Below are 22,821 nucleotides of genomic sequence, written 5' to 3' on the forward strand. Positions count from 1 at the left end.
CGCGCTGGCGGGCAGTGGCGGCATGCTGGCGCGCGGCGCCGCCGGCACCGCCGTGACGACCCAGGAAGCGGGCGGCGGCGGCGGTGGCGGCGGCACGATCCATCTGCGCGTAGCCGGTGCCGCGGTCTGCGGAATCTCCGACGTGCGGGGCGGCAGCGGCGGCACGACCGACGGCATTTCTGTAGGACCGGGCGGCGGTGGCGGCGGCGGCCGCGTGCTGCGACAGAACGCGAGCGGCAGCTGCGCGCCGGCGGCCCAGAGCGGCAGTGCCGGTACGCAGATCGATGCGTCCTCCCCTGGCGGCCTCAGTTACGGCGCCCAGGCCGGCAGCAGCGGCGTGACCACCACCCTGATCGGCGGCTACGCGCGGGCGACGGCACCGGCCATCCTCACACCACTCACCGGCGGCAGAACCAACGACGCGACGCCGACCGTCATCGGCAGCGGCGCGCAGGCCAACCGCGGCGTGGCGATCTATGTCGACGGCGTCCTGCAACTGACGCCGGTCGCCGACGCGAGCGGCAACTTCAGCGCCACCGCGGCCCCGCTGGCCGATGGTCCGCACCAGCTGCAGGCCGCCGTCTACGACGACGGCGACCTCGGCCTGCCGAGCGCGCTGACGACGTTCACCGTGGACACCACGCCGCCGCCGGCGCCCGTGCTGGACTTACCTGTCCAGAACACCGTCACCGGCGACAACACGCCGACCCTGAGCGGCAGCGCCGAACCCGGCAGCATCGTCAGCGCGATCGTCGACGGCACGACCCGCGGCACGGCCACCGCCGACGGCGCGGGCAACTGGAACTTCGCGCTACCGACGGCGTTGCCCGACGGTCCGCACGTCGCCCAGGCGCGCGCGACGGACGACGCGGGCAACACGAGCACCGACTCGTTCCCGCGCACCTTCACCGTCGACACGACGGCGCCCGCGGCGCCGGTCGTGACCACGCCGGCCAACGGCAGCACGACCGGCAACAACCGGCCGACCATCAGCGGCAGCGCCGAACCCGGCAGCACCGTCAGCGCGATCGTCGACGGCACGCCCCGCGGCACGGCCACCGCCGACGGCGCGGGCAACTGGAGCTTCGTGCTGCCGACGGCGTTGCCCGACGGTCCGCATGTCGCCCAGGCACGCGCGACCGACGGCGCGGGCAATACGAGCACGGACTCGGCCGCCAGCACGTTCACGATCGACACGACGGCGCCCGCGGCGCCGGTCGTGACCACGCCGGCCAACGGCAGTACGACCGGCAACAACCGGCCGACCGTGAGCGGCAGCGCCGAGCCGGGCAGCATCGTCGGCACGATCGTCGACGGCACGCCCCGCGGCACAGCCACCGCCGACGGCGCCGGCAACTGGAGCTTCGTGCTGCCGACGGCGCTGCCCGACGGTCCGCATGTCGTCCAGGCACGCGCAACCGACGGCGCGGGCAACACGAGTACGGATTCGGTCGCCAGCACGTTCACCGTCGATACGACGGCGCCGCCGGCGCCGCTCGTCGCGTCCCCTGCCAACGGCAGCACGACGGTGGCGAGTCAACCGACGGTGTCGGGCACGGCCGAGCCGAGCAGCAGCGTGACAGTGCTCATCGACGGCGCCAATGCGGGCAGCACGACCGCGAACGGCGCCGGGACCTGGCAGCTCGCTCCGGCGCCGCTGCTCGACGGCGCGCATACGGTGAAGGCGCGCGCCGCCGACGCGGTCGGCAACGTCAGCGTGGATTCGGCCACGAACACCTTCCAGGTGCTCAGCAGCGACCGCCTGTTCGCCGACGGGTTCGACTGACGCCGGCTTCGGCGAGGCGGCCCCGGTCCTGCGGACCGCGGTGCCCGCCTCGCCCGCCGTCCGCGCGGATGCGGCACGGGTGGTGGCATTTTTTATTGTTCTCTTTTGCGAAACCGGCGAAGCCGCCGGCCCCGCATCGGCGCCCGTGCGCGGGACCGCGCCGGATCACTTCTTCTTTTTCTTCCTGTCGCCCTGCTGCTCCTGTTGCTGCGGCGGGGCTTCCTCGCCCTTCTTGTTGTCCTGCTTGTCCTGCTTGTCCTGCTTGTCCTGCTGTTCCTGCGGCGTGCGGTTGCGGCCCATGCCGGTCTGCGCCTGGGCCGGCAGCGGGGCCGCGACGAAGGCGCTGAAGGCGACGACGGCGGCAACGGCGATTGCGGTACGCATGATCATGTCCTCGGCAAGACCTCGGTGAGCCCGTTGCTGCGGGCGATCAGACTTCCAGCGCGGCCTCGAGCAGGCGGCGTATCACGGCCGCCGTCGGCCCGGCCCGCTCCGGAAGATAGGCAAAGCTGTCCTCGTCCATGTAGTTGAGCTGGGCGAGCTCGAGCTGCACGGCCTGCACGCCTTCGCCCGGCCGGCCGTAGTGCCGCGTGATGTGGCCGCCTTTGAAGCGCCCGTTGACGACATGGCTGTAGGCGTTCTGCGCCGCGAGCACGGCCTCCAGCCGCGTCTGCAGCGCCGGCGAACAGCTCGTGCCGCCGGCCGTACCGACGTTGAAATCCGGCAGACGGCCTTCGAACAGGAACGGCACGACGCTGCGGATGGAATGGCCGTCCCAGAGCACGGCGCGGCCGTGCGCGGCGTGCAGCCGCGCGAGTTCCTGCTGCAATGCGTCGTGATACGGCTTCCAGTAGGTCTGCAGGCGCTGCGCGATCTCGGCGGCATCGGGCTCCTGCCCGGGCAGATAGATCGGCTCGCCGTCGAACCCCACGGTCGGGCACAGGCCGGTCGTGTTCTGGCCCGGATACAGCGAGACGTCGTCGGGCGGCCGGTTCAGATCGATGACGTAGCGCGAATAGCGCGGAATCAACAGGGAAGCGCCGAGTTCGCGCGCGAACGCGTAGAGCCGGCTCACGTGCCAGTCGGTATCGGGCGCGCGGCGCGCAGCCGGTACGAGCCGCGCGGCGATGTCGGGCGGAATCTCGCTGCCGTCGTGGGGCAGCGAGACCAGCAGGGGCGCAGTGCCCGTATGGAGGCTGAAGATGCTCATGGCGGTCGCAGGAAGTTCAGGGAAATCGGTTCGGCGAAGCCGCGCCGCGGGTGCGGCACGGCTTCCGGGTTTCAGTCCTCGCGCAGCCTTCAGCGCTTGTCTGCCACGACCATGACCGACCTCTCAGCCGCGATCGGCACGTACAGCGCGGACGGATGCCGGGCGTCGTGCAGCAGCTCCACGGTGACCGTACGCGCATCCTTGGCGCTTTCGGCGTTCACGACGCCGCCGCTGTTGTAGTTCTTCTGCAGGTTGAACGAGTTGACCGGGCCGATGACGAGACGCAGGCGGCTGCCGCGCACGAGCCGGCGCGCGACGAAGGTGAAGCGCTCGAAGTCGTAGCGCTCCACCTTGCCCGGCACGGCCAGACGCGACTCGCGCAGACTCTCGCGATGGCGCGCGCGGAGCACGTCGCTGGTCAGGAACAGGCTGCTGCCGTCGGGCGCGATCGCATAGACGTCGACGTTGAAATCGGTGTCCGGCTGGTCGATGCGCAGCCAGGCGCTCAGGCGGAAGAAGCCGGCGATGTCGGTGTCGGCCGCGAGCGGCGCCGTGTGATAGACGAGCTGCTTGCCGTGGCGCCGCAGCACGCCGGCCTGATCGAGCAGTTCCGCGCCCGACTGGTCGGCCGCGTCGTCGGCGGCCAGGGACACGTCCAGCGGATCGTAGACGTAGCGGTCGCTGCCGCTGCGCCTGGCCTTGCCTTCCTCGAGCCGGCCCGAGGCGTAGACGTCGTTCGCGCGGCCGCCGTCGGAGGCCAGGAAATAGCCGCGCTCGCTTGCGGTGATCGCCTCGAGCGAGTCGGCGTAACGCCATTCGTCCGGACCGGTCACGTAGTAGGCGACGCGGTTCTTCAGGAACTCCGGCTTCGCGCCGCTCTTCAGGGTCCAGTCGTACCAGGCCTTGTGCAGCGCGTTCATGTCGAGCTGGCTGGCCGCGCCGAACTTCAGCCCGGCGTATTCGGCCGGCGGCGTGCGCGTGCCCGCATGGTCCCAGGGACCGATGATCAGATAGTGCCGCTCGCGCGCCGTCGCCGGGCCGTGCTGCATGTGCTGGCGATAGAACGCGAGCGCGCCGGGCTGGTCGCCGTCGTACTGGCCGGTGATGGTCAGTATCGGGAAGTCGAGCGCGGCGTACTGTTCGGCGGTCGGATTCAGGCGATCCCAGTACGGTCCCTGCAGCGGATTGGCGGCCCACTCCTGGAAGATCGGCGACGGATTGCCGATGCGCGCATCGAGCGTGTTGAACGGCGCGTGCGCCTCAAAGAGGCTGCGGAACTGCGCGGTCCAGAGCTTGTTGTCGCCGAACAGCTTGTCCTGCGTCGCGCGGCCGCTGACGTAGGTCAGCCAGCGCATGTCGTAGGGGTAGAACACGTTGTTGCGCATCGGGAAGTCCAGCCCCGGCTGCACCGCCGCAACCGGCACGATGGTCGCCAGGTGCGCCGGCTTTTCCTTGGCCGTGGCCCACTGGTCGTAGCCGCCGTAGGAGCCGCCCCACATCGTGATCTTGCCATTGCAGTAGCTTTGCGTGGCCAGCCATTCGACGATGTCGTGGCCGTCCCTGGCTTCCTGCAGGAACGGCGTGAACGTGCCGCCGGAATTGCCGCGGCCGCGCACGTCGACCGAGGCGAACACATAGCCGTTCGCCGCGAAATACATGCCGCGGTCGTGGTAGTTCTGCGCGATGTACGGCGTCAGCGACAGAATGCACGGCAGGCCTTCGCGCTGCCCCTGCGGCCGGTACAGAGTGGCCTGCAGCTCCACGCCGTCGCGCAGCGGAATCTTCACGCCCCATTGCAGATCCACCGGCGTCTGCGCGGCGGCAGGGATGGCGCTGAACGCGGCCAGCAGCAGCGCGGCGGTACTCGTAATTCGCAGCATGGCAATTTCCCGACTAGGTTCGGACACGTTGCCGGCCGTCGCGATGGATGCGGCGGCCGGCGCCTGCGATGCGCGCCGGCACCGGCGGTGCGGACGCGGCGGGAAGTCGCCGGCGGCGGAACCGTGTCCGCCGGCCGCGGCGAATCCCTGCAAAGACTAAAGGTGGAAACGTTGCGGACTGTACGGCGCCGCCTCCAGGGTCGTCGGGGCGCCGCTCAGGGTCTCGGCGACGAGTTGGCCGCTGGCCAGCGACATGCTGACGCCGAGCATGCCGTGGCCGGTCGCCAGAGTCAGGTTGTCCCAGCGGCCGCTGCGGCCGAGTATCGGCAGGTCGTCCCAGGTCATCGGCCGCCAGCCGTACCATTCCTCGAGCACGCGCGGGCCTTCCGGCTCGCGCAGATAGCGCGCTGCGCCGCGGCGCAGCGCGTCCAGGCGCAGGCGATTCAGCGACGTGTCGTAGCCGGCGAACTCCATCGTGCTGCCGAGGCGGTAGCCGTCGGCCCAGGCGGTCACGCAGACGCTGTCTTCCTTGAGCACGAGCGGAATGCGCGGTGCGAGCGCCGGCCGCTCGTAGGTGATCGAATAGCCCTTGCCCGGCTGCAGCGGAATGCGCAGATTCAGGCGCCGTGCCAACGCCGGCGACCAGGCGCCGAGCGCGAGCACGACCTCGTCGGCGCGACGGACGCCGCGCGACGTCGCGACCGCATCGATGCGCGCGCCGACCGTCGTGAAATCCTCGACCGCACAGTCCTCGACGATCTCGGCGCCGGCCGCGCGTACGAGCCGCGCGAGCTCGGCCACGTAGCGGTCCGGCCGCAGCTGCGCGTCGCCCGGGTGGAACACGCCGCCGGCAAGGCCTCCGCGCAGGCAGGGTTCCAGCGCGAGCACCTCGGCCGCACTGCGCTCCTCGACCGGAATGCCGGCCGCGCGCAGGCTGTCGAGGTGCCAGCCGAACGCGTCGAGCGCCTGCGGCTCGCGGAACACGTAGAGCGTGCCGTTCGCGGCGAAGCCGCAGTTCAGGCCGTGCGCGGCGACGAGATCGCCGATGAGTCCGCGCGAGTGCGTCAGGATCTGCGCCCGGGCCCGATTGGCGGCGGCGAAGTCGCGCCAGTTGCAGCGGCCGGCGAAGCGCAGCAGCCAGCCGAGCAATTCGGTGTCCACGCGCGGCGCGATGTGGAACGGCGCGTCCTTGCGCCACATCATGCGCAGCGCCTTGACCACCATGCCCGGCATGGCCAACGGCGCCGAATGGCTCGGCGTCAGGGTGCCGCAGTTGCCGTGCGAAGCGCCGCCGCCGACACGTCCGCGGTCGAGCACGATGACGCGCCGGCCGCGCTCGAGCAGATACCAGGCGCAGGAAAGGCCGATGACGCCGGCCCCGAGAATCAGCACGTCGGTCTTGGATTCGGACATTCGGTGATCGTAACGATTTTTCGGTCCGGCCCGCCATGCGGGTATTGCCAAGCCACGCATCGATCATTAAGATGCGCAGCTCCCTCGGGGTGTAGCTCAGCCTGGTAGAGCGCTACGTTCGGGACGTAGAAGTCGCAGGTTCAAATCCTGTCTCCCCGACCAGTTCGGTCACGAAAAAGCCCGCCTAGCGCGGGCTTTTTCGTTTCCGCGTTTGCCGATCTCCCGACTCGCCGGCCGCACGCCCGCGGCCATGCCCGAATCCTGGCCGCCACCGTAAGCCACTCCTATCTTCCGTCGCAGCGGTCCGGCATGGCCGCGCACGCTCGCCGCCGAATTCCGCCGCCGCTGAGAGAACCGCCGCGCTCGCGACAGTGCTTTTTCGATCGCGCCCCTGCGGCGCTCTTGCGAGCCGACCATGAAAAAACTGATTGCCCTTGTGTTGCTGTATCTCGTCTGCGTGTGTGCCCAGGCCGCCGTCATCACCGGCGGACCCACGCGCGGACTCTGGTGGAATCCGAACGAATCGGGACGCGGCTTCAACATCGAGATGCAGGACGACGTCATGATCGTGACGTCGTTCGTCTATGCGCAGAACGGCGCGGCGACCTGGTACATCTCGGCGGGCCGCTACGATTTCGCGACGAGCACGTTCAGCGCGACCTTCGACGCGAACACCGGCGGCCAGTGCATAGGCTGTGCGTACGTGCGGCCGCAGGGCGTGGCCAATGCGGCCGGTCCGATCCGCATCGTGTTCGACTCCTACGTCACGGCCACGCTGTATTACCAGGGCGGCAGCACGCGCATCGTCAAGCAGATGTATGCCTACGACAGCGTGCTGTCGATCCTGCGCGGCAGCTTCGTGCTGACGTTCAACCGCAACGGCAACGTGATCGGCGACTGGCTGGTGTTCCGCACCTACGAGAGTGGCAGCAGCGGTCCGTTCGTCGCCGGCCATTTCGACGGCTTTCCGACCACGCGCATCGCGGTCGCGCTCTATGACGCGGCGCTGCGGCGCTATGCGCTGCTCGTGCAGGTCGGCGGCTACTACGACTTCTACATCGTCGACATGGACGACCAGCGCCTGTTCGGCCTCGGCTGGACCTATCCGGTCGGCGGCAGCCCCAGCGGCTCGGGCAGCCCGGCGCTCGGCACGCGCGTGCAGAGCCCGCGCGAGGTCAATGCCGAATACACCGCGCGGGCGCCGGCGGACGCTGTCGATACCGCCGACGGCGATGCCGTGCGCGCCGCCGCGCATGCGCTGGCCAAGCGCGAAGGGCCGGCGCCGGCGGAACTGGTCGAACTCTCGCGGCGTCTCGAAGCGGCGCTGCCCGGAGTCCGCTGAGCGGTCGCGATTTCCCGCACTCGCCGTCTCCACGCGCGAATGCCGGCGGCGGCCAAGCCGCCGCCGGGCGCATCCGGTCGCGCGAGCGGTGCCGTGCCGTGTTCGCGGCCGCTTCGCAAACCGCGCAATCCTGGCGCCGCCGCCGATCGTGTCGGCGCGCCGTCCCGTCCCTGCCCCCATTCCGTCGAGATCCGTACCGGCTTAGGCAAGCCTTGTGCATGCAGCGCAGGGGCTCCGTCGCCCGGCGCAGACGCATGAAGCGCTGCGCCGCGTGCAGACGGGCCGCGAACCGGGTCGAGGGGGACGGAAGACGCATGCGGAAGTTCGTGGCCCTGGCGCTGCTGTGGGCCTACCTGGCAGGCGCCGCGGAAACGCCGGCACCGCCGCCGCGGCCGCTGGATCTGTCCGATCTCGGCGCGCCGTCGTTCACGAATTTCACGGCCGGCAGCGGCGTGCCGAATTCGGTCACGGTCGGCGTGCAGACCGATGCCGACGGCTTCGTCTGGCTCGCCGCGCCGTCGGGCTTGTTCCGCTACGACGGCCGGCGCTGGTCGCAGCCCGACGATGCGCGCCTCCGGCATTCCGCGACCGGCCTCTGGCTCGATCGTGACGGCACGCTCTGGGCCGGTTTCCGCGACGACGGCATCGCGCGCTACGACGGCCGCCGCTGGTACGTCGAGAATCAGGCCAGCGGCCTGCCCTCCCAGCAGATCCGCCGCTTTGCCGAGACCCGCGAACCCGACGGCCGCTGGCAGCTCTGGGCATTGACTTGGGACCGCGGATTGCTGCGCCGGCAGGACGGACGCTGGCTGTCCGACGCCGGCAATGCACAGCTGCCGCGCAGCGCCGTACTCACGCTGGCGCAGACGCGCAGCATCGGCGGCGCCGAACGGCTGTGGGTCGGCACCGGCGAGGAAGGCCTCTGGTATCGCGAGCGCGGCGGCGACTGGCAGCGTTTCCGCAGCGGCGGCTTCGAGGCTTCGCAGGTCGAATTCCTGCTGCGCAGCGAACGGGCCGATCGCGAGGAGCTCTGGGTCTCGGTATTCGGCTCCGGGCTCTGGCGCCTGCGCGAGGACGGACTGCGCCGCTGGACCCGGGAAACCGGCGAGCTGCCGACGAACGACCTGTACGACATTGCCGAGACGCCGCTGCCCGGCGGCGACCGGGCGATCTGGGTGTCGTCGCGCTCGGGCCTGGTGCGCGTACACGGCGACGGCGCGCAGGTGTTCGACCGCCGCTACGGCCTGCCGTCCAACGGCGTGCGCGGCCTGAGCGCCTGGCGCAGCCCGAACGGCGACGCGGTGCTGTGGCTCGCGACCGAAGCCGGCGTGTCGCGCAGCGTCGTCGGCGCGAATCCGTGGCTGACGGCCTCGCTGCTCGGCGACCAGGCCACCGGCATCTTCGGCGTGCTCGTCGAACCCGACGGCCGCGGCGGCGAGCGCCTCTGGGCCGGCGGCAGCGAAGGCGGCCTGGGTCTCTACGAACAAGGCCGCTGGCGCTATTTCACGCAGGAAAGCGGCGACCTGCCGACGTCGAGCGTGCGCATGATCGCCGCGGTCGACGACGCCGACGGCCGCCGTGCGCGCTGGCTGGGCCTGCGCTACGGCCATCTGCTGCGCGTGCGCGACGGACCGGCGTTCGAAGCCGTGGACGTACCCTGGAAAATCGATCCGGCCGAAGCCGTGCTCGACACCGTGTCGCGCCGCGTCGACGGCCGCTACGAGCAATGGTTCGGAACGCGCCTGTCCGGCATCCATCGCCTGAGCGACGGCGTCTGGACGCCGTACCGCGCCGACGGCGTCGTCGACCGCTGGCGCGTGAACCGCTTCGTCGAACAGATCGATCGCGACGGCCGCTCCTGGCTCTGGGCGATCACGAACCAGGGACTCGCGCGCTACGACGGCACGCGCTGGACCCTGGTCGACCGCGAGGCCGGCCTCGTCGATCACACGATGAGCGGCGGCAGCCTGATCGTCGATGCGCAGGGAACCCCGGTGCTCTGGATAGGCACGGCGAACGCCGGCATCGTGCGCGTCGACGTCGGCGATCCGCTGCATCCGCGCCGCGTCGCCGCGAGCCTGCCGGCCGCGACCGACCCTACCGCCTACGGCGCGCTGCAAGATTCGCGCGGACGCGTCTACGTCTGCACCAACAACGGCGTGCAGCAGCTTACCCCTGACGCGCACGGCGGCTACGTCTCGCGCGTGTTCACGCGCGGCGACGGCATGGTCCACGACGAGTGCAATACCAACGGCCAGTTTCTCGACGCACACGACCGTTTCTGGAGCGGAACGCTCGGCGGACTCACGGTCTACGACCCGCAGCGCGCGGCGGCCGACCGGCAGGCCAAGCCGCTGAAGCTCGTCGACGTGCAGATCGACGGCGTGTCGACGGCCGCCGACGTCGTGCGCATTCCGGCCGCCGCGCGCAATGTGCGCGTCGACTACGCGCTGCTGTCGTGGCAGCGCGAATCCGAGTCGCGCTTCCGCACGCAACTGCTCGGCTACGACACCGAACCGACCGCCTGGAGCGCCGACACCTCGCGCAGTTTCGGCGCGCTGCCGCCCGGCAGCTATCGCCTGCGTATCGAGGCGCGCGACTACGCCGGCAACCTCAGCACGCCCGTCGAGCTGCCGTTGACCATGGCCGCGCAGTGGTGGCAGACGGCCTGGGCGCGTGTCGGCTTCGCCCTCGCTCTGCTGCTCGCCGGCTATGCGCTGCTGCTCTGGCGCACGCGCACGCTGGAGAACCAGCGCAACGCGCTGGAGCGGCGCGTCGCGGCGCGCACCGACGAGCTCAACGTCGCGAATGCGCGTCTGCGCGAACTGTCGTACCGCGATGCGCTGACCGGCCTGGCCAACCGGCGCGCGCTGCTCGAAGTGCTGGAGCAGCAGGCCGCCGCCGGCGTCGCCGAACGCATGGCGCTGGTCTTCGTCGACGTCGATCACTTCAAGGACTACAACGACCATCACGGCCATCCGGCCGGCGACGAAGCCTTGCGTTGCGTCGCCGAAGCGCTGCGCGGCTGCGCGCCGGCCGGCAGTCTGGTCGCGCGCTACGGCGGCGAGGAATTCGCCTGCCTGCTGCCGCGCGGCGACGGCGAACAGGGCATGGCCGTCGCCGAGTGCATACGCGCCGCGGTCGCCGCGCAGCGCGTTCCCGTACCGGGATCGGCGCAGACGCGCACAGTCACGATCAGCGCCGGCGTCGCGAGCCGCCTCGTCGGCGGCCGCGACCACGTCGAGCAGCTGCTGCGCGACGCCGATGCCGCGCTGTACCAGGCCAAGCACGGCGGCAGGAACTGCGTGCGCCGCTTTGCGGCGACGCGGACGCCGGGCTGAAGACGCGCCGGCAGCCGATGCCTACGGCCCGACTCGGCGAACTTGCGACGGCGAGGTGGATCGGCCCGGATCGCCGAGCCAACCGGTCGCGAATCCTCCGGAAACGAAAAGGCCCCGACATGGCGGGGCCTGTTTTCGCGGATGACGACGACGCGTCACTGCACCGGCGTGACCGCCGACGCCTGGGCGCCCTTCGGGCCCTGGCTGACGACGAAGCTGACGCGCTGGCCTTCCTGCAGGGTGCGGAACCCCTTGGCGGCGATGGCCGAGAAATGCACGAAGACATCGGAACCGCCGCCTTCCGGCGCGATGAAACCGAAACCCTTGGCGTCGTTGAACCACTTTACCGTACCGAACTGCATGACTTCCCCTCGAACGTTGCTGGACGAATACGCGGCTGACTTCTCCCCCGAGTCGACGCGCCGCGCGTGTACGAGTATACGCAGCCCGATCGAAAGTGCGAGGGTGCGGCAAGCGCCGTCTGTGAGGCGCGTCACGCCGGCACCGCATGCCCTGTCCTGCACGATGCTGAACGGGCCGCCGGTATTCCGCGCGACAGCGGTTGGCGAGCTCAGCGCGCGAGCAGCGCGGCAATGATCTTCGGAACGGCCGCGGTCGCTTCGCGCAGATTCGCGAAGATTTCTTCGAGGCTGATCTCGGCCTCGTCGCCGCAGCCGGCGGCCCAGTTCGCGATCAGCGCGATGCAGGCGTAGTCGAGGTCGAGCTCGCGCGCGAGCGCGGCCTCGGGCATGCCGGTCATGCCGACGAGATCGCAGCCGTCGCGGCGCAGGCGCGCGATCTCGGCGCGGGTTTCCAGACGCGGGCCCTGCGTCGCGCCGTAGCAGCCGCCGTCGACGACGGCCACGCCGGCCGTTGCGGCCGCCGCGAGCAGCTCGCGGCGCAGCGTCGCGGTATACGGCTCGCTGAAGTCGATGTGCCTGACTTCGGCGCCGTCGGCGTCGCAGAAGCTCGTGAAGCGGCCGTGGGTGTAGTCGATGACCTGGTCGGGAATCGCAACGACGCGCGGTCCCATGTCGTCGCGGATGCCGCCGACTGCGTTGACGCCGATCACGCGGCGGGCGCCGAGACTGTGCAGCGCCCAGACGTTGGCGCGGTAGTTCACGCGGTGCGGCGGCACGCTGTGGCCTTCGCCGTGGCGCGCGAGGAACGCGACCGCGCGGCCGCCGATCTCGCCGCAGACCACCGGCGCCGACGTCGCGCCGTAGGGCGTGTCGATTTCTCGCCTTGTGACATTGTCCAGTCCGGGAAACTGATACAGACCGGTGCCTCCGACGATGGCCAGATCCAGTGCCATGGTGCCTTCCCTCAGATCGCGTAGATGGCGGGCAGGTTGCGGCCCTGTTCGTAGAAGTCCATGCCGTGTCCGAACACGTAGCGGTCGGGCACTTCCACGCCGCAGAAGTCGGCGCTGACGCCGGGGACGCAGCGGCCGTGGCGCTTTTCGCAGAGCACCGCGACGAGCACGCGGCGCGCGCCGCGGTCGAGGCAGAAGTCGCGGATCGCCTTGAGGGTCTTGCCCTCGTCGAGGATATCGTCGGCGAGCACGACCGTGCGGCCGGCCAGCGACGCAGCCGGCTGGCGCAGCCAGTGCAGCTCCGAGCCGCTCGTCGCGCCGCGATAGCGCGTCGCGTGGATGTAGTCGAATTCGAGGTCGGTCTTCATCGCGAGCGCGAGCTTGGCGGCGAACAGCATGCCGCCGTGCATGATGGTCGCGAACACGACGTGCTCGCCGGCGATGGCTTCGTCGAGCTCGCGCCCGAGGCGGGCGATGGCGGCGTCGAGCGCCGGCAGGTCGTGGATCAGGTCGGCTTTGGTCAGCGCGTCGGACAGGCTCGGGCGGGTCATGGCGTCACTCAGGCGGGGACGGCGAGCGCCGCGAGGCGCTCGATGAAACGGGTGCGTTGCGGATTGTCGACCAGCGACTGCCAGGTCGACGCGACCATGCCGCGCAGAGCGGCCAGTCGTTGCGCCGGACACGGCGCACGGCCGCGCACCGCTGCGATGGATTCTGCGACGAGCGCGGGACTGCAGACCAGCACGAGGTCGCAGCCGGCGTTCAGATGCGCGTCGATGCGCGCGGCGACCCCGCCGGCCGACTCGGCCGCGGCCATGCCGATGTCGTCGGAGAAGACCACGCCGCGAAAGCCCATCTCGCCGCGCAGTATGTCCTCGATCCAGACGCGCGAATAGCCGGCCGCCACCGCGTCGACGGCCGGATAGGTCACATGCGCGAGCATGACCGCCTCGGCGCCGGCGGCGATGCCGTCGGCGAACGCGACGAGGTCGGTCGCGCGCAGCTCCTCGAGCGAGCGCGTATCGGTGGCCGCGTCGAAATGAGTGTCTTCAAGCACCGAGCCGTGGCCCGGGAAATGTTTCAGGGTCGCGGCCATGCCGCCGAGATGCATGCCGCGCAGATAGGCCTGGCCGAGCTCGGACACCACGCGCACGTCGGCGTGGAACGCGCGTTCGCCGATCGCGCGGTTGCCGCGCTTGAGATCGACGACCGGCGCGAAGCTCAGGTCGACGTCGAGCGCGCGCATCTCGCTGGCCATGACCCAGGCGTGCTCCTCGGCCAGCGCGATCGCGCGCGCCGGGTCGGCATCGAAGATCTCGCCGAGCCGGGCCAGCGCCGGCAGCCGCGTGAAGCCTTCGCGGAAGCGCTGCACCGGGCCGCCTTCCTGGTCGACGCAGAGCAGGAAATCCTCGCCGCGCAGGCGGCGGATGTCGGCGATCAGCGCCGTGACCTGTTCGCGCGAGGCGAAATTGCGGCTGAACAGGATCACGCCGCTGACTTCCGGCGCGGCGATCCAGTCGCGTTCGGCGGCGGCGAGCTCCTTGCCCGCGATTCCGATGACGAGCATTCAGTCCAGTCCTTCCCGCTCGGCCGCGGTCCAGGCCGAATACGGATGTGCGATGAGGTTGAGATTGTAGTAGCGCGGCAGATCGGTGATCTCGGCGCCGAGCCAGTCCGGCCGCTCGTAGGCTTCGTCGACGGCGTCGAGCTCGAGCTCGGCCACGACAAGGCCGTCATTGGCGCCGAAGAATTCGTCGATCTCGAACTCGTGGTTGGCATACGCGACGTAGTGGCGGATCTTCTCGACCACGCCGTCGCAGAGCCGCGTGAGCATGGCCTCGGCATCGGCCAGCGGCACTTCGTATTCGTATTCGTCGCGCGCGACGCCGAGATTGGACGACTTGATGTTTAGCCAGGCCTGTTCGCCGCCGATGCGCACGCGCACGGAGCTGCGCGCCGCGCCGCTCGTGACTGCCGCGGCGCTGACCAGATAGCCCTGCACGAGACGCTGCGAGCGCGTCACCCGGGAGCGCCAGGCGTCGGACACGAGCAGGAATTTGCGTTCGATTTCGACACCCATGCGATCGCCTCCGCTCAGCGCTCGAACAGCGCGATGGATTCCACGTGCGCCGTGTGCGGGAACATGTCCATCACGCCGGCGGCCTTGAGTTTGAAGCCGTGCCGTTGCACGAGTATGCCGGCGTCGCGGGCCAGCGAGGCCGGGTGGCAGGACACGTAGACGATGCGGTCGGTGCCCTTCTTCGGCAGATACTCGAACACCGCCTCGGCGCCCGAACGCGGCGGGTCGAGCAGTATCTTGTCGTAGCGCTGGCGCGCCCACGGCGTGTCGCGCTGGTCGTCGAGCAGGTTCGCAACGTGGTATTCGACATTGGCGATGCCGTTGCGCGCGGCATTGTCCTTGGCCCGCTGCACGAGACCGTGCTCGCCTTCGACCCCGACAACGCTCGCGCTGCGCCGGGCGAGCGGGAACGTGAAGTTGCCGAGACCGCAGAACAGGTCCAGCACCTGATCGCCAGGCTGCGGATCGAGCAGATCCAGCGCATGCGCGATCATCGCCTCGTTCATGGCCGAATTGACCTGGATGAAGTCCAGCGGCCGGAACTCCAGTTCGACGTCGGCCGCCTCGATGCGGAACGCGAGCCGCGGCGCTTCGGGCCACAGCGGATGCACGCTGTCGTTGCCGCCGGGCTGCAGGTAGATCGCGAGTCCGTGGGCCTGGCCGAACGCGATCAGCGCGGCGCGGTCGGCGTCGGTCAGCGGCTGCAGGTGGCGGAAGATCAGCGCCGTCGTGTCGTCGCCCGCGGCGATCTCGATCTGCGGAATCTCGCGCACGCCGCTCAGGCTTCCGACCAGCCCGGCGATTGCGTCGATGCGCTCGCCGACGGCCGGCGTCAGAACGTCGCAGCGCGTGAGGTCGGCGACATAGCGGCCGTTTTCCTCGCGGAAGCCGACCAGGGCCTTGCCCTTCTTGTCGACGTATTTGACCGACAGGCGGCCCTTGCGCCGGTAGCCCCAGACCGCCGAAGTCAGCGGCTCCAGCCAGCGCTTGGGCTCGACGTGACCAATGCGCTCGAAATTCTCCGCCAGCACGCGCTGCTTCGCGGCGATCTGCGCGGCCGGCGCGAGGTGCTGCAGCGCGCAGCCGCCGCAGACGCCGAAATGCGGACAGCGCGGCTCCACGCGATCGGGCGAGGCCTGCAGCACCTGTTCGGTCTGGGCCTCGTCGTAGTGGCGATGGCGCTGCGTCAGGCGTGCGAGCACGCGCTCGCCGGCCAGGGCGCCGCGCACGAAGATGGCCTTGCCGTCGTGGCGCGCGACGCCGCGGCCGTCGTGGGACAGATCGGTGATGTCCAGTTCCAGCGTAATCGGGGCTTTCATGACGACGGCGCCCGGGATGCGGACATCCCGGGCGCCTTGACTCCAGATCGGTTGAGACGGCGTCCCGGCCGGCGCAGCGCGGCGCGCTCGCGCCGGAACGGGGCCGGCGGACGCGTCAGCGCTGCTTCCAGGCGCCTGCGGCGTCCTGATAATACCAGCCGGGGCGGGCCTGCTGGACCCACTGCGCGGCGAAGGTGCTCTGGATCTGCGCCTCCCATTCCGGGTGACCGTTGGCGCGGGCGATCTCCGCATAGACCGCCTTGCGGTCGCGGTTCTCGTCGGCGACCGCCTGCTTGAGCCCGGCGCGTTCGGCCAGCGGCACGGCCGCGGCGTCCCGCACCGCGACCAGGCCGTCACGCGTCAGGCCGACGCTGCCGGCGGTCAGCGCCTGGGTCAGCACGCCGTCGAAACGCTGCTTCATGCGCGACTGGATCTCGCGCACGGCCGGCGTCTGGATATTGAGGTCCGGTTCGGCTGCCTGGGCCGCGCCGATGAAGAAATCGAGCAGGCCGGCCTGGGGCGGCCGCTCCGGCTTGGCCTCCGGTTGCTTGGCCGCATCCCCGATCACGTTGCCGATGAATTGCTCGGCGGCCTTTTCCGCCGCGGCCGCGGGGAAATACACGTTGATCGTGACGCAGGCCGACAGCAGCACCAGCGAGAAGCTCAACAGCAACGTACGGACCGGGCGCATGACGTGACTCCTGGATCAGTTGATGACGGGTTTGGTGCCGCTGGCGGCGGCCTTGAGACGATCGACGAGCACGGCCCAGTCGACCTCGGACTGATGGCCGACGATCTGGATGCGCGGCAAGCCGCGGCCTTCGACCAGCGTGTAGCGGGCGCCGTCGGCGTCGAGCCCGCGCATGTGGCAGACCGCGTTCTGCAACCGGCAGCCCAGCCCCAGCCGCGCGTAGCCGAAGGTGTCGAACAGCTTGAGCATGCTCGCCTGCAGGCCGGCCGCGATACCGCCGCCGCCGACCGAGGAAATCGTGTTGACCGCGCGCTGGCTGATGCGGCCGCCGTCGAGTGCCTGCAGCTGCGCATCGAACGCGACCGGCTGCCAGTCGTTCAGGCGCAGCCCGCGGATGTAGCCGGACAGGCGGCCGCTGATGTCGCCGATGTCGAAGGTGCCGGTCAGCAGCTTGAGGTCGAGGCCGTCGAACGCGATGTCGGCCGACAGCGCCGGCAGCACACCGAACGGCCGTTCCAGCGCGAGGCCGGTGACGTTGAGCGTGCCGTCGAACACGTTCAGCAGCAGGCCGCCGGTCAGTTCCAGGCGTTCGTCCGCATAGCGCAGCTGCGGCACGGCGCCGCCGAGCTTGCCGCCGAAGCGCGGCCAGCCGAGCGCCTGGCTCAGGGCGGCGAGCTCGACGTCGTGCAGCGCGAAGCCGGCGCGCAGGCGCTCGCCGGCGGTCGCGGCCGGATGCACGTCGACGCGCTGCAGATCCAGGCTGCCGCCGAGCAACGGAATCTGCGCCGGCGCCTGCAGCGCGAGCACGCCGTCGCGGCCCTGCCAGCGCAGGCGCGCGGCGCCGAGCGGCAGCGAATACAGGCGCGCTGACTGCCAGATCAGCTCCGTCGGCGCGGCTTCGCCGTCGCGGCGCCAGGCCAGTTCGCCGGCCAGCTGGCGGATGCCGACGCCGCGCGCGTTTTCTTCCAGATCCACGCCGGCAAGCTGTACGCCGGCTTCGGCCAGACCTTTCGCGTCGACGTGCGCCTGCAGCGCGACGCGGCCGCGGCTCTGCAAGGCGCTCCAGCCGGCCAGCGCGAGCGGCCCCTGCAGATAGCGCCGCTGCGCCGCCGGCAGCTCGGCGGTCAGCCGGTCCACGCGCAGTTCGCGCAGCGGCGCGGCCGCCGCCGGATCGATCAGCGCGGAACCGCTCAGCGCGAGCACACCGGGATCGTCATAGGCGAGTTCGCTGAAGCGATACGCCGCACCGTCGGGCGCGAGACCGAAATCCAGCCGCGTGCCATGGTCGGCGAAGTCCGCATGAAACGCGCCGGCCAGCACTTCGCCGCCGCCGACCTGGCCGCGGTGGCGCAGGCGCCAGGGACTGCCGCCGCGCCAGTCGAGCTTGCCGGCCAGGTTCACGTGCGCGGCAGCGCGGCTGCCGTCGGCGGTGTCGAAACCGAGATTGCGCAGGCTGTAGTCGAGCTGCAGCGGCGCGGCCGCGGCGGCCGGCAGTTCCGCGTCGAGCGCGAGCTCGCCATCGACGCGGGTCAACGCCGGCCAGGCCGCCCGCAGGCGCTGCTCCAGCCAGTTCAGCGGCAGCTGGCGCAACTGCAGCTGCCAGTGCGCTGCGCCGCCTTCCGTATCCGCAGCGCGCCGGTTCACGGTCAGCCGCGCCGGCGCGCGGTTGAGCTGCAGATCGAGATTGCCCTGCGCGAGTTGCGCGACGAAGCCGGCTTCGACCGGTTCCGCGGTCGCCGTCGGGCGCAGGCGTGCCTGGCCGGCGCAGCGCCAGGCGGCGGCATCGGGTTCCAGCGGGCAATGCGCCTGCAGATCGAACCACTGCAGGTCAAGGTCGGGCCATTGCAGCTGCGCGGCCTTGAGCGCGAGATCCTGGCCGCCGTCGGGCGCCGGGACCAATTCCACTTCGATATTTTTCAGACTGAGGCCGCCGGACTGCAGCGTATCGACGGCGGCGCGCAGACCGGCGCCGTGACTCTGGGCGCCGGCCGCCAGAAAAAGCACAATGCCCGCGAAGCGAAAAGGAAATGTCATGCGCGGCGCCCGGGAAGAGGCGCCGATTGTGGCCAGCGCGAGCTGAACGGGGAAGAGCCATGGAACTGCTGATCGCCGACGACAACCCGTTGAGCCTGCGCTTTCTCGCCGACGCGGCCGGCGAGCTCGGCCATCGCTGCGACACCGCGGCCGACGGCGCCGCTGCGCTCGCGCTGGCCCGGGCGCACCGCTACGACCTGCTGCTGCTCGACGTGCACATGCCGGCGCTCGACGGCCCGGCCGTGCTGCGGTGCCTGCGCGACGACACGGCAGCCGCCTCGCGCGCAACCGCGGCACTGGCCACGAGCGCCGACGTCGACGCACCGCTGCGGCAGCGGCTGTGCGCCGCCGGATTCGCGGACGTGCTGGCCAAGCCCATCGATCTCGACGGTCTGCGACGCACGCTCGGCGCAGCGTCGCCGGCGTGCGTCGCGGTCGCGTCCGCGACCGGCGATCCCGACGCGGCGCCGCTGCTCGACGACACGGCCGCCTGTCGCAGCCTCGGCAGCAGCGACACGGTCGCGGCGCTGCGCGCGCTGTTCCGGCGCGAACTCGACACGCTCGCCGACGAGCTCGAGACCTGCCGCGCCGCGCAGGACGCCGAAAGCCTGCGCGAGCGCCTGCACAAGCTCTGCGCGTCGGCCGGCTTCTGCGGCGCGCCGCGCCTGGAGCAGGCCGCGCGCCGCCTGCGCAGCCGCCTCGCCACGTCACCGGTATTCGCGGCCGCGGACCTGGCCGAACTGCAGGACGTCGCCGCGGCCACACACGCCGCGCTCGGCGCCGCGGACTGAAACGCCGACCGGTCGCCGCGGCGCTCAGCCGCTGCCGCCGGTGCCAGCGAGCATGCTCCAGGACCGCAACGCACCGCCGCCGAGTTGGTGCGCGATCAACGCGCGCATGAGTCGGCGCAGCGCTGCGAGATCCGCCGCATCGGGCAAGCTGTCCTCGGCCAGCGCGAGCAGCGCGCTGCCGCGCAGGCGCAACGCGTTGGGCTGCTGCGCGTAGCGCACGGCGCCGTGCTCGGGAATGTAGATGTAGTCCACGTCAGGCTCGATGGCCTCGCCGCCGTCGGCTTCGGCGTCGCAGACCACGGCGTAGCCGATCTCGGCCAGCAGGTCGCGCTCGAAGCGGCGCAGTTGCCAGGCACGCGCGGCCGACGCGGCGAGCCGCTGCAAGGTCGACTCGTAGGCGTCGTAGAGATCCGGCAGCGCGTCGTGACGCGGCAGCAGGCGCATGACCAGCTCGTTGACGTAGATCGCGCAGACCAGCGCCTCGCCGGGCAAGACCGGCGGCTGGCCGCGGGCGTCGAGCGCCGTCAACGTGACGAGCTCGCCCTGCCCGCTCCAGCTCAGGCTCAGCGGCACCAGCGGCTGCAGCAGCGCGCGCGGCTGGCGCGGCTTTTCCTTGCGTACGCCGCGCGCGACGAGGCCGATGCGGCCGTGATCGCGGCTCCATCCTTCCAGCAGCAGGCTGGTCTCGCGATAGGGCCGCGCGTGCAGTATCCAGCCGGGCTGCTCGTCGACGCGCAAGGCGGTGCTAGAGCGGCGGCGTCCGGCAGCGCACGGCTAGCCTTCGTAGCCGAAGCGCTTCAACGCGGCTTCGTCGTCGGACCAGTTCTCGCGCACGCGCACCCAGAGCTTGAGGAACACGCGCCGCTCGAACAGGCGCTCCATGGCCAGACGCGCCGCGGTGCCGACTTCCTTGAGCCGTGCGCCGGCCGCGCCGATGACGATGGCCTTCTGCCCGGCGCGTTCGACCCAGATCACCGCGCCGATCTCGGCCACGCCGTCCTCGCGCTCGCCGAACTGCTCGATCTCCACCGTGCAGGAATACGGCAGCTCCTGGCCGAGCTGGCGCATGAGCTGCTCGCGCACGAGCTCGGCGGCGAGAAAGCGCTCGCTGCGGTCGGTGATCTCGTCCTCGCCGTAGACCGGCGGCGCGAGCGGCAGACGCGCGACGATCTCGCGCTCGAGTTCCTTGAGGCCGTCGGCGCGGCGCGCGGAGACCAGCAGCACCGCAGCATAGTCGCGGCCCTGCGTGGCCGCGGCGATGAACGGCAGCAGCGCGTCGCGGTTCTTCAAGGTGTCGATCTTGTTGGCCGCGAGCAGCACGGGCTTGCCGGCCGCCTTCAACGCCTGCCAGACGCGTTCGTCCTCGTCGGTCCAGCGGCCGGCCTCGACCACGTGGACGAGCACGTCGACCTCGTCGATCGCGCCGCGCGCGGCGCGGTTGAGCTGGCGGTTGATCGCACGCTTCGTGTCGGCATGCATGCCTGGCGTGTCGACGAACAGCATCTGCGCGCCGGGCCGCGTGGCGATGCCGAGGATGCGGTGCCGCGTCGTCTGCGGCTTGGGGCTCACGATGCTGACGCGGAAGCCGACCAGGGCGTTCTGCAGGGTCGACTTGCCGACGTTCGGCCGGCCGATCAGGGCAACGAGGCCGCAGCGATGCTCGGCGGGCGGAGGCGTGTCAGCGGTCATTCGCGAAGTGGTCCTTGATCTGTTCCAGCGCCGCGGCGGCGGCGAGCTGCTCCGCCGCGCGGCGGCTGGAGCCCTGCCCCGGCACGCGCAGCGGCGGCTGTTCGACGATGCAGGCCACGTCGAACACTTTTGCATGGTCCTCGCCGCTGCTCGCGACGAGTTCGTAGGTCGGCAGCGCCAGTCCGCGCGCCTGCAGCAGTTCCTGCAGCCGCGTCTTGGCATCCTTTTCCGGCGCGCGCAGGCGTGCGGCGCGCTCGGCGAACAGGCTGCGTACGCAGGCACGGCAAGCGTCCCAGCCCGCGTCGAGATAGACCGCGGCGACCAGCGCCTCGAACGCGTCGGCGAGGATCGACTCGCGCCGGTGGCCGCCGCTCTTCAACTCGCCGGGGCCGAGCCGCAGCGCGTCGCCGAGCGCCAGCGAGCGCGCGACCTCGGCCAGCGCCGCGCCGCTGACGAGCTGCGCGCGCATGCGCGTGAGCTCGCCCTCGTCGGCGCGGCCGTGCGACTCGAACAGCAGCTCGGCCACGAGCATGCCGACCAGCGAATCGCCGAGGAACTCGAGCCGTTCGTTGTTGGGCCTGCCGGCGCTGCGATGAGTCAGCGCCTGCTGGTACAGGGCCGGATCGCGGAACTCGTGCGGGAAGCGAAGCTTGGTCAAGCGATTCAGCGCATCGAACGCCGGCGGAGCGGCGTCCGGCACGCCATCCGGTCAGTTGGTCGGACCGGTGCCGGAAAGATTGACGGTCTTGTCGAAGCTGACCAGCAGATCGACGTTGTAGATGAAGTCGACGCGCTTGTCATAGAACAGGCGCAGGCTGGCGGCGCCGCTCTGCCGCTTCAGCTGGATGTTCTGCGGCGGCACCGTCGTTTCGTCGACGTACTGGATGCTGAACTTCGTGTTGAGCATCTGCCGGATCTCGCCGATTTCCTTGCTGCCGATGCCCGGCTCGTCGATCAGTTGGTTCATCGACTTCACGATGCCCATGTATTCGGTGTAGACCGGCACGAGCTTCATGGCGCAGTAGGCGAAGAAGCCGACGACGCAGAGCAGGATGATGAATCCGATGAACGTGATACCGCGTTGCGACTGCTTCATGACCCCGCCCTCTCCTACTTGATCAAGGTGCCGAGACGACCGAATTCGACGAGACCGTTGTCCAGCCCGCGCCAGCTCATCCAGATCACGAAAGCCTTGCCGACGAGATTTTCCTCCGGCACGAAACCCCAGACGCGGCTGTCCGAGCTGCGATCGCGGTTGTCCCCCATGACGAAATAATGCCCGGCCGGAACCTTCAAGGTAAAGTCCGGCCCGACCTGGCCGCCGGGCACCGTGATGATCTGGTGGCGGACCGTGTCCAACTGTTCCAGAAAGGACTCGGCGCCGCCGTGCATCAGTTCACGCGACTCCGCATCGGTGCCGGAATAGGCGCCGGTGGACTCCTGTGCCATCTCCGTGCCGTTGACGTAGAGCTTCTTGTTCCGGTACGTGACGTCGTCGCCGGGCTTGCCGATCACGCGCTTGATGTAGTCCTGGGTCGGATCCTTCGGAAAGCGGAACACGACCACGTCGCCGCGCTGGGGCTCGCCGACCTCGATGATCTTCTTGTCGATGACCGGCAGGCGCACGCCGTAGGCGAACTTGTTGACTAGGATGAAATCGCCGACGAGCAGGGTCGGCATCATCGAGCCCGACGGGATCCGGAACGGTTCCGCGAGGAAGGAGCGGAACAGCAGCACGATCAGGATGACCGGGAAGAACGAGCGCGAATACTCGACCAGGACGGGCTCGCGCGGCACTTCGCCCGGCGGCACTTCCGCGGCGCGGCGCTTGGCGAAGAACCAGTGGTCGATGGCCCAGATCACGCCGGTCAGGAAGGTCAGCCCGACCAGGATGGCGGCAAAGTCGAAGTGCATTCGCGTTCCTCAGACT

The 22,821-nt window shown here is 70.4% G+C and carries 21 protein-coding genes and 1 tRNA gene; 5 read left to right on the forward strand and 17 right to left on the reverse strand.

What is annotated here, in order from left to right; all coding sequences use genetic code 11:
- Positions 1–1,786 (forward strand): Ig-like domain-containing protein (locus NON22_RS04090; RefSeq protein ID WP_257385639.1); only part of this gene is annotated, 1,786 nt, incomplete at its 5' end.
- Between the two features lie 165 nt (positions 1,787–1,951).
- Here the strand turns inward: NON22_RS04090 and NON22_RS04095 are convergent.
- The 4 genes from NON22_RS04095 to NON22_RS04110 all read right to left on the reverse strand — a co-directional run bounded on the left by NON22_RS04095 (position 1,952) and on the right by NON22_RS04110 (position 6,289).
- On the reverse strand, positions 1,952–2,170 hold the full coding sequence (locus NON22_RS04095; RefSeq protein WP_257385640.1) for a hypothetical protein: 219 nt from the start codon (positions 2,168–2,170) through the stop codon (positions 1,952–1,954).
- 46 nt (positions 2,171–2,216) lie between these two features.
- Positions 2,217–2,996, reverse strand: coding sequence for an N-formylglutamate deformylase (gene hutG / locus NON22_RS04100; RefSeq protein ID WP_257385641.1), 780 nt, complete (start codon positions 2,994–2,996; stop codon positions 2,217–2,219).
- Between the two features lie 89 nt (positions 2,997–3,085).
- Positions 3,086–4,876 (reverse strand): CocE/NonD family hydrolase, encoded by a 1,791-nt coding sequence (locus tag NON22_RS04105; protein WP_257385642.1) that lies wholly within the window; start codon positions 4,874–4,876, stop codon positions 3,086–3,088.
- A 156-nt stretch (positions 4,877–5,032) separates the two neighbouring features.
- Positions 5,033–6,289 (reverse strand): NAD(P)/FAD-dependent oxidoreductase, encoded by a 1,257-nt coding sequence (locus tag NON22_RS04110; protein WP_257385643.1) that lies wholly within the window; start codon positions 6,287–6,289, stop codon positions 5,033–5,035.
- An 85-nt stretch (positions 6,290–6,374) separates the two neighbouring features.
- Here NON22_RS04110 and NON22_RS04115 point away from each other — a divergent pair.
- The 3 genes from NON22_RS04115 to NON22_RS04125 all read left to right on the forward strand — a co-directional run bounded on the left by NON22_RS04115 (position 6,375) and on the right by NON22_RS04125 (position 10,972).
- A tRNA-Pro gene (locus tag NON22_RS04115) sits at positions 6,375–6,451 on the forward strand.
- Between the two features lie 253 nt (positions 6,452–6,704).
- Positions 6,705–7,631, forward strand: coding sequence for a hypothetical protein (locus NON22_RS04120; protein ID WP_257385644.1), 927 nt, complete (start codon positions 6,705–6,707; stop codon positions 7,629–7,631).
- 314 nt (positions 7,632–7,945) lie between these two features.
- The gene (locus NON22_RS04125) at positions 7,946–10,972 is read left to right on the forward strand and encodes a ligand-binding sensor domain-containing diguanylate cyclase (RefSeq protein WP_257385645.1); all 3,027 of its coding nucleotides are present in this window, start codon (positions 7,946–7,948) and stop codon (positions 10,970–10,972) included.
- A gap of 155 nt (positions 10,973–11,127) precedes the next feature.
- On the opposite strand, the gene NON22_RS04130 is transcribed toward NON22_RS04125, so the two are convergent.
- From NON22_RS04130 to NON22_RS04165, 8 genes are all read right to left on the reverse strand, one after another.
- Positions 11,128–11,334, reverse strand: a complete 207-nt coding sequence (locus NON22_RS04130; protein ID WP_257385646.1) for a cold-shock protein — start codon at positions 11,332–11,334, stop codon at positions 11,128–11,130.
- Between the two features lie 209 nt (positions 11,335–11,543).
- Positions 11,544–12,287, reverse strand: coding sequence for an S-methyl-5'-thioinosine phosphorylase (locus NON22_RS04135; protein ID WP_257385647.1), 744 nt, complete (start codon positions 12,285–12,287; stop codon positions 11,544–11,546).
- 11 nt (positions 12,288–12,298) lie between these two features.
- Positions 12,299–12,838, reverse strand: coding sequence for a hypoxanthine-guanine phosphoribosyltransferase (locus tag NON22_RS04140; RefSeq protein ID WP_257385648.1), 540 nt, complete (start codon positions 12,836–12,838; stop codon positions 12,299–12,301).
- 8 nt (positions 12,839–12,846) lie between these two features.
- Positions 12,847–13,854, reverse strand: a complete 1,008-nt coding sequence (nagZ, locus tag NON22_RS04145) for a beta-N-acetylhexosaminidase (protein ID WP_257385649.1) — start codon at positions 13,852–13,854, stop codon at positions 12,847–12,849.
- A complete protein-coding gene (locus NON22_RS04150; RefSeq protein ID WP_257385650.1) occupies positions 13,855–14,367 on the reverse strand; it encodes a CYTH domain-containing protein in 513 nt (170 codons plus the stop codon).
- Between the two features lie 14 nt (positions 14,368–14,381).
- On the reverse strand, positions 14,382–15,686 hold the full coding sequence (rlmD, locus tag NON22_RS04155; RefSeq protein ID WP_257385651.1) for a 23S rRNA (uracil(1939)-C(5))-methyltransferase RlmD: 1,305 nt from the start codon (positions 15,684–15,686) through the stop codon (positions 14,382–14,384).
- A gap of 115 nt (positions 15,687–15,801) precedes the next feature.
- Positions 15,802–16,377, reverse strand: a complete 576-nt coding sequence (locus NON22_RS04160; RefSeq protein ID WP_257385652.1) for a YdbL family probable chaperone protein — start codon at positions 16,375–16,377, stop codon at positions 15,802–15,804.
- A 15-nt stretch (positions 16,378–16,392) separates the two neighbouring features.
- Positions 16,393–18,411, reverse strand: a complete 2,019-nt coding sequence (locus NON22_RS04165; protein WP_257385653.1) for a hypothetical protein — start codon at positions 18,409–18,411, stop codon at positions 16,393–16,395.
- A gap of 59 nt (positions 18,412–18,470) precedes the next feature.
- Between NON22_RS04165 and NON22_RS04170 the strand changes: the two genes are divergently transcribed.
- A complete protein-coding gene (locus tag NON22_RS04170) occupies positions 18,471–19,202 on the forward strand; it encodes a response regulator (RefSeq protein ID WP_257385654.1) in 732 nt (243 codons plus the stop codon).
- 24 nt (positions 19,203–19,226) lie between these two features.
- Here NON22_RS04170 and recO read toward each other — a convergent pair whose 3' ends face one another.
- The 5 genes from recO to lepB are packed head-to-tail and all read right to left on the reverse strand — an operon-like array spanning position 19,227 to position 22,805.
- Positions 19,227–19,940: a DNA repair protein RecO gene (gene recO / locus NON22_RS04175; protein ID WP_257385655.1), complete on the reverse strand. Its 714-nt coding sequence runs from the start codon at positions 19,938–19,940 to the stop codon at positions 19,227–19,229.
- 36 nt (positions 19,941–19,976) lie between these two features.
- A complete protein-coding gene (era, locus tag NON22_RS04180) occupies positions 19,977–20,891 on the reverse strand; it encodes a GTPase Era (RefSeq protein WP_257385656.1) in 915 nt (304 codons plus the stop codon).
- Positions 20,881–21,549, reverse strand: a complete 669-nt coding sequence (rnc, locus tag NON22_RS04185) for a ribonuclease III (protein ID WP_257385657.1) — start codon at positions 21,547–21,549, stop codon at positions 20,881–20,883. Before rnc ends, era begins: the two co-directional genes overlap by 11 nt.
- 51 nt (positions 21,550–21,600) lie before the next feature.
- Positions 21,601–21,987 (reverse strand): DUF4845 domain-containing protein, encoded by a 387-nt coding sequence (locus NON22_RS04190; RefSeq protein WP_257385658.1) that lies wholly within the window; start codon positions 21,985–21,987, stop codon positions 21,601–21,603.
- 14 nt (positions 21,988–22,001) lie between these two features.
- Positions 22,002–22,805, reverse strand: a complete 804-nt coding sequence (gene lepB, locus NON22_RS04195; protein WP_257385659.1) for a signal peptidase I — start codon at positions 22,803–22,805, stop codon at positions 22,002–22,004.
- Between the last annotated feature and the right edge of the window lie 16 nt (positions 22,806–22,821).

The organism is Tahibacter caeni, assembly GCF_024609805.1.
Classification (GTDB): Bacteria; Pseudomonadota; Gammaproteobacteria; order Xanthomonadales; family Rhodanobacteraceae; genus Tahibacter; species Tahibacter caeni.

What these genes read in the sequence shown, in the direction of transcription:
- NON22_RS04095 (WP_257385640.1), bottom strand. Translation starts at nt 2,170, where the DNA reads ATGCGTACCGCAATCGCCGTTGCCGCCGTCGTCGCCTTCAGCGCCTTC.
- hutG (WP_257385641.1), bottom strand. Translation starts at nt 2,996, where the DNA reads ATGAGCATCTTCAGCCTCCATACGGGCACTGCGCCCCTGCTGGTCTCG.
- NON22_RS04105 (WP_257385642.1), bottom strand. Translation starts at nt 4,876, where the DNA reads ATGCTGCGAATTACGAGTACCGCCGCGCTGCTGCTGGCCGCGTTCAGC.
- NON22_RS04110 (WP_257385643.1), bottom strand. Translation starts at nt 6,289, where the DNA reads ATGTCCGAATCCAAGACCGACGTGCTGATTCTCGGGGCCGGCGTCATC.
- NON22_RS04120 (WP_257385644.1), top strand. Translation starts at nt 6,705, where the DNA reads ATGAAAAAACTGATTGCCCTTGTGTTGCTGTATCTCGTCTGCGTGTGT.
- NON22_RS04125 (WP_257385645.1), top strand. Translation starts at nt 7,946, where the DNA reads ATGCGGAAGTTCGTGGCCCTGGCGCTGCTGTGGGCCTACCTGGCAGGC.
- NON22_RS04130 (WP_257385646.1), bottom strand. Translation starts at nt 11,334, where the DNA reads ATGCAGTTCGGTACGGTAAAGTGGTTCAACGACGCCAAGGGTTTCGGT.
- NON22_RS04135 (WP_257385647.1), bottom strand. Translation starts at nt 12,287, where the DNA reads ATGGCACTGGATCTGGCCATCGTCGGAGGCACCGGTCTGTATCAGTTT.
- NON22_RS04140 (WP_257385648.1), bottom strand. Translation starts at nt 12,838, where the DNA reads ATGACCCGCCCGAGCCTGTCCGACGCGCTGACCAAAGCCGACCTGATC.
- nagZ (WP_257385649.1), bottom strand. Translation starts at nt 13,854, where the DNA reads ATGCTCGTCATCGGAATCGCGGGCAAGGAGCTCGCCGCCGCCGAACGC.
- NON22_RS04150 (WP_257385650.1), bottom strand. Translation starts at nt 14,367, where the DNA reads ATGGGTGTCGAAATCGAACGCAAATTCCTGCTCGTGTCCGACGCCTGG.
- rlmD (WP_257385651.1), bottom strand. Translation starts at nt 15,686, where the DNA reads ATGAAAGCCCCGATTACGCTGGAACTGGACATCACCGATCTGTCCCAC.
- NON22_RS04160 (WP_257385652.1), bottom strand. Translation starts at nt 16,377, where the DNA reads ATGCGCCCGGTCCGTACGTTGCTGTTGAGCTTCTCGCTGGTGCTGCTG.
- NON22_RS04165 (WP_257385653.1), bottom strand. Translation starts at nt 18,411, where the DNA reads ATGACATTTCCTTTTCGCTTCGCGGGCATTGTGCTTTTTCTGGCGGCC.
- NON22_RS04170 (WP_257385654.1), top strand. Translation starts at nt 18,471, where the DNA reads ATGGAACTGCTGATCGCCGACGACAACCCGTTGAGCCTGCGCTTTCTC.
- era (WP_257385656.1), bottom strand. Translation starts at nt 20,891, where the DNA reads ATGACCGCTGACACGCCTCCGCCCGCCGAGCATCGCTGCGGCCTCGTT.
- NON22_RS04190 (WP_257385658.1), bottom strand. Translation starts at nt 21,987, where the DNA reads ATGAAGCAGTCGCAACGCGGTATCACGTTCATCGGATTCATCATCCTG.
- lepB (WP_257385659.1), bottom strand. Translation starts at nt 22,805, where the DNA reads ATGCACTTCGACTTTGCCGCCATCCTGGTCGGGCTGACCTTCCTGACC.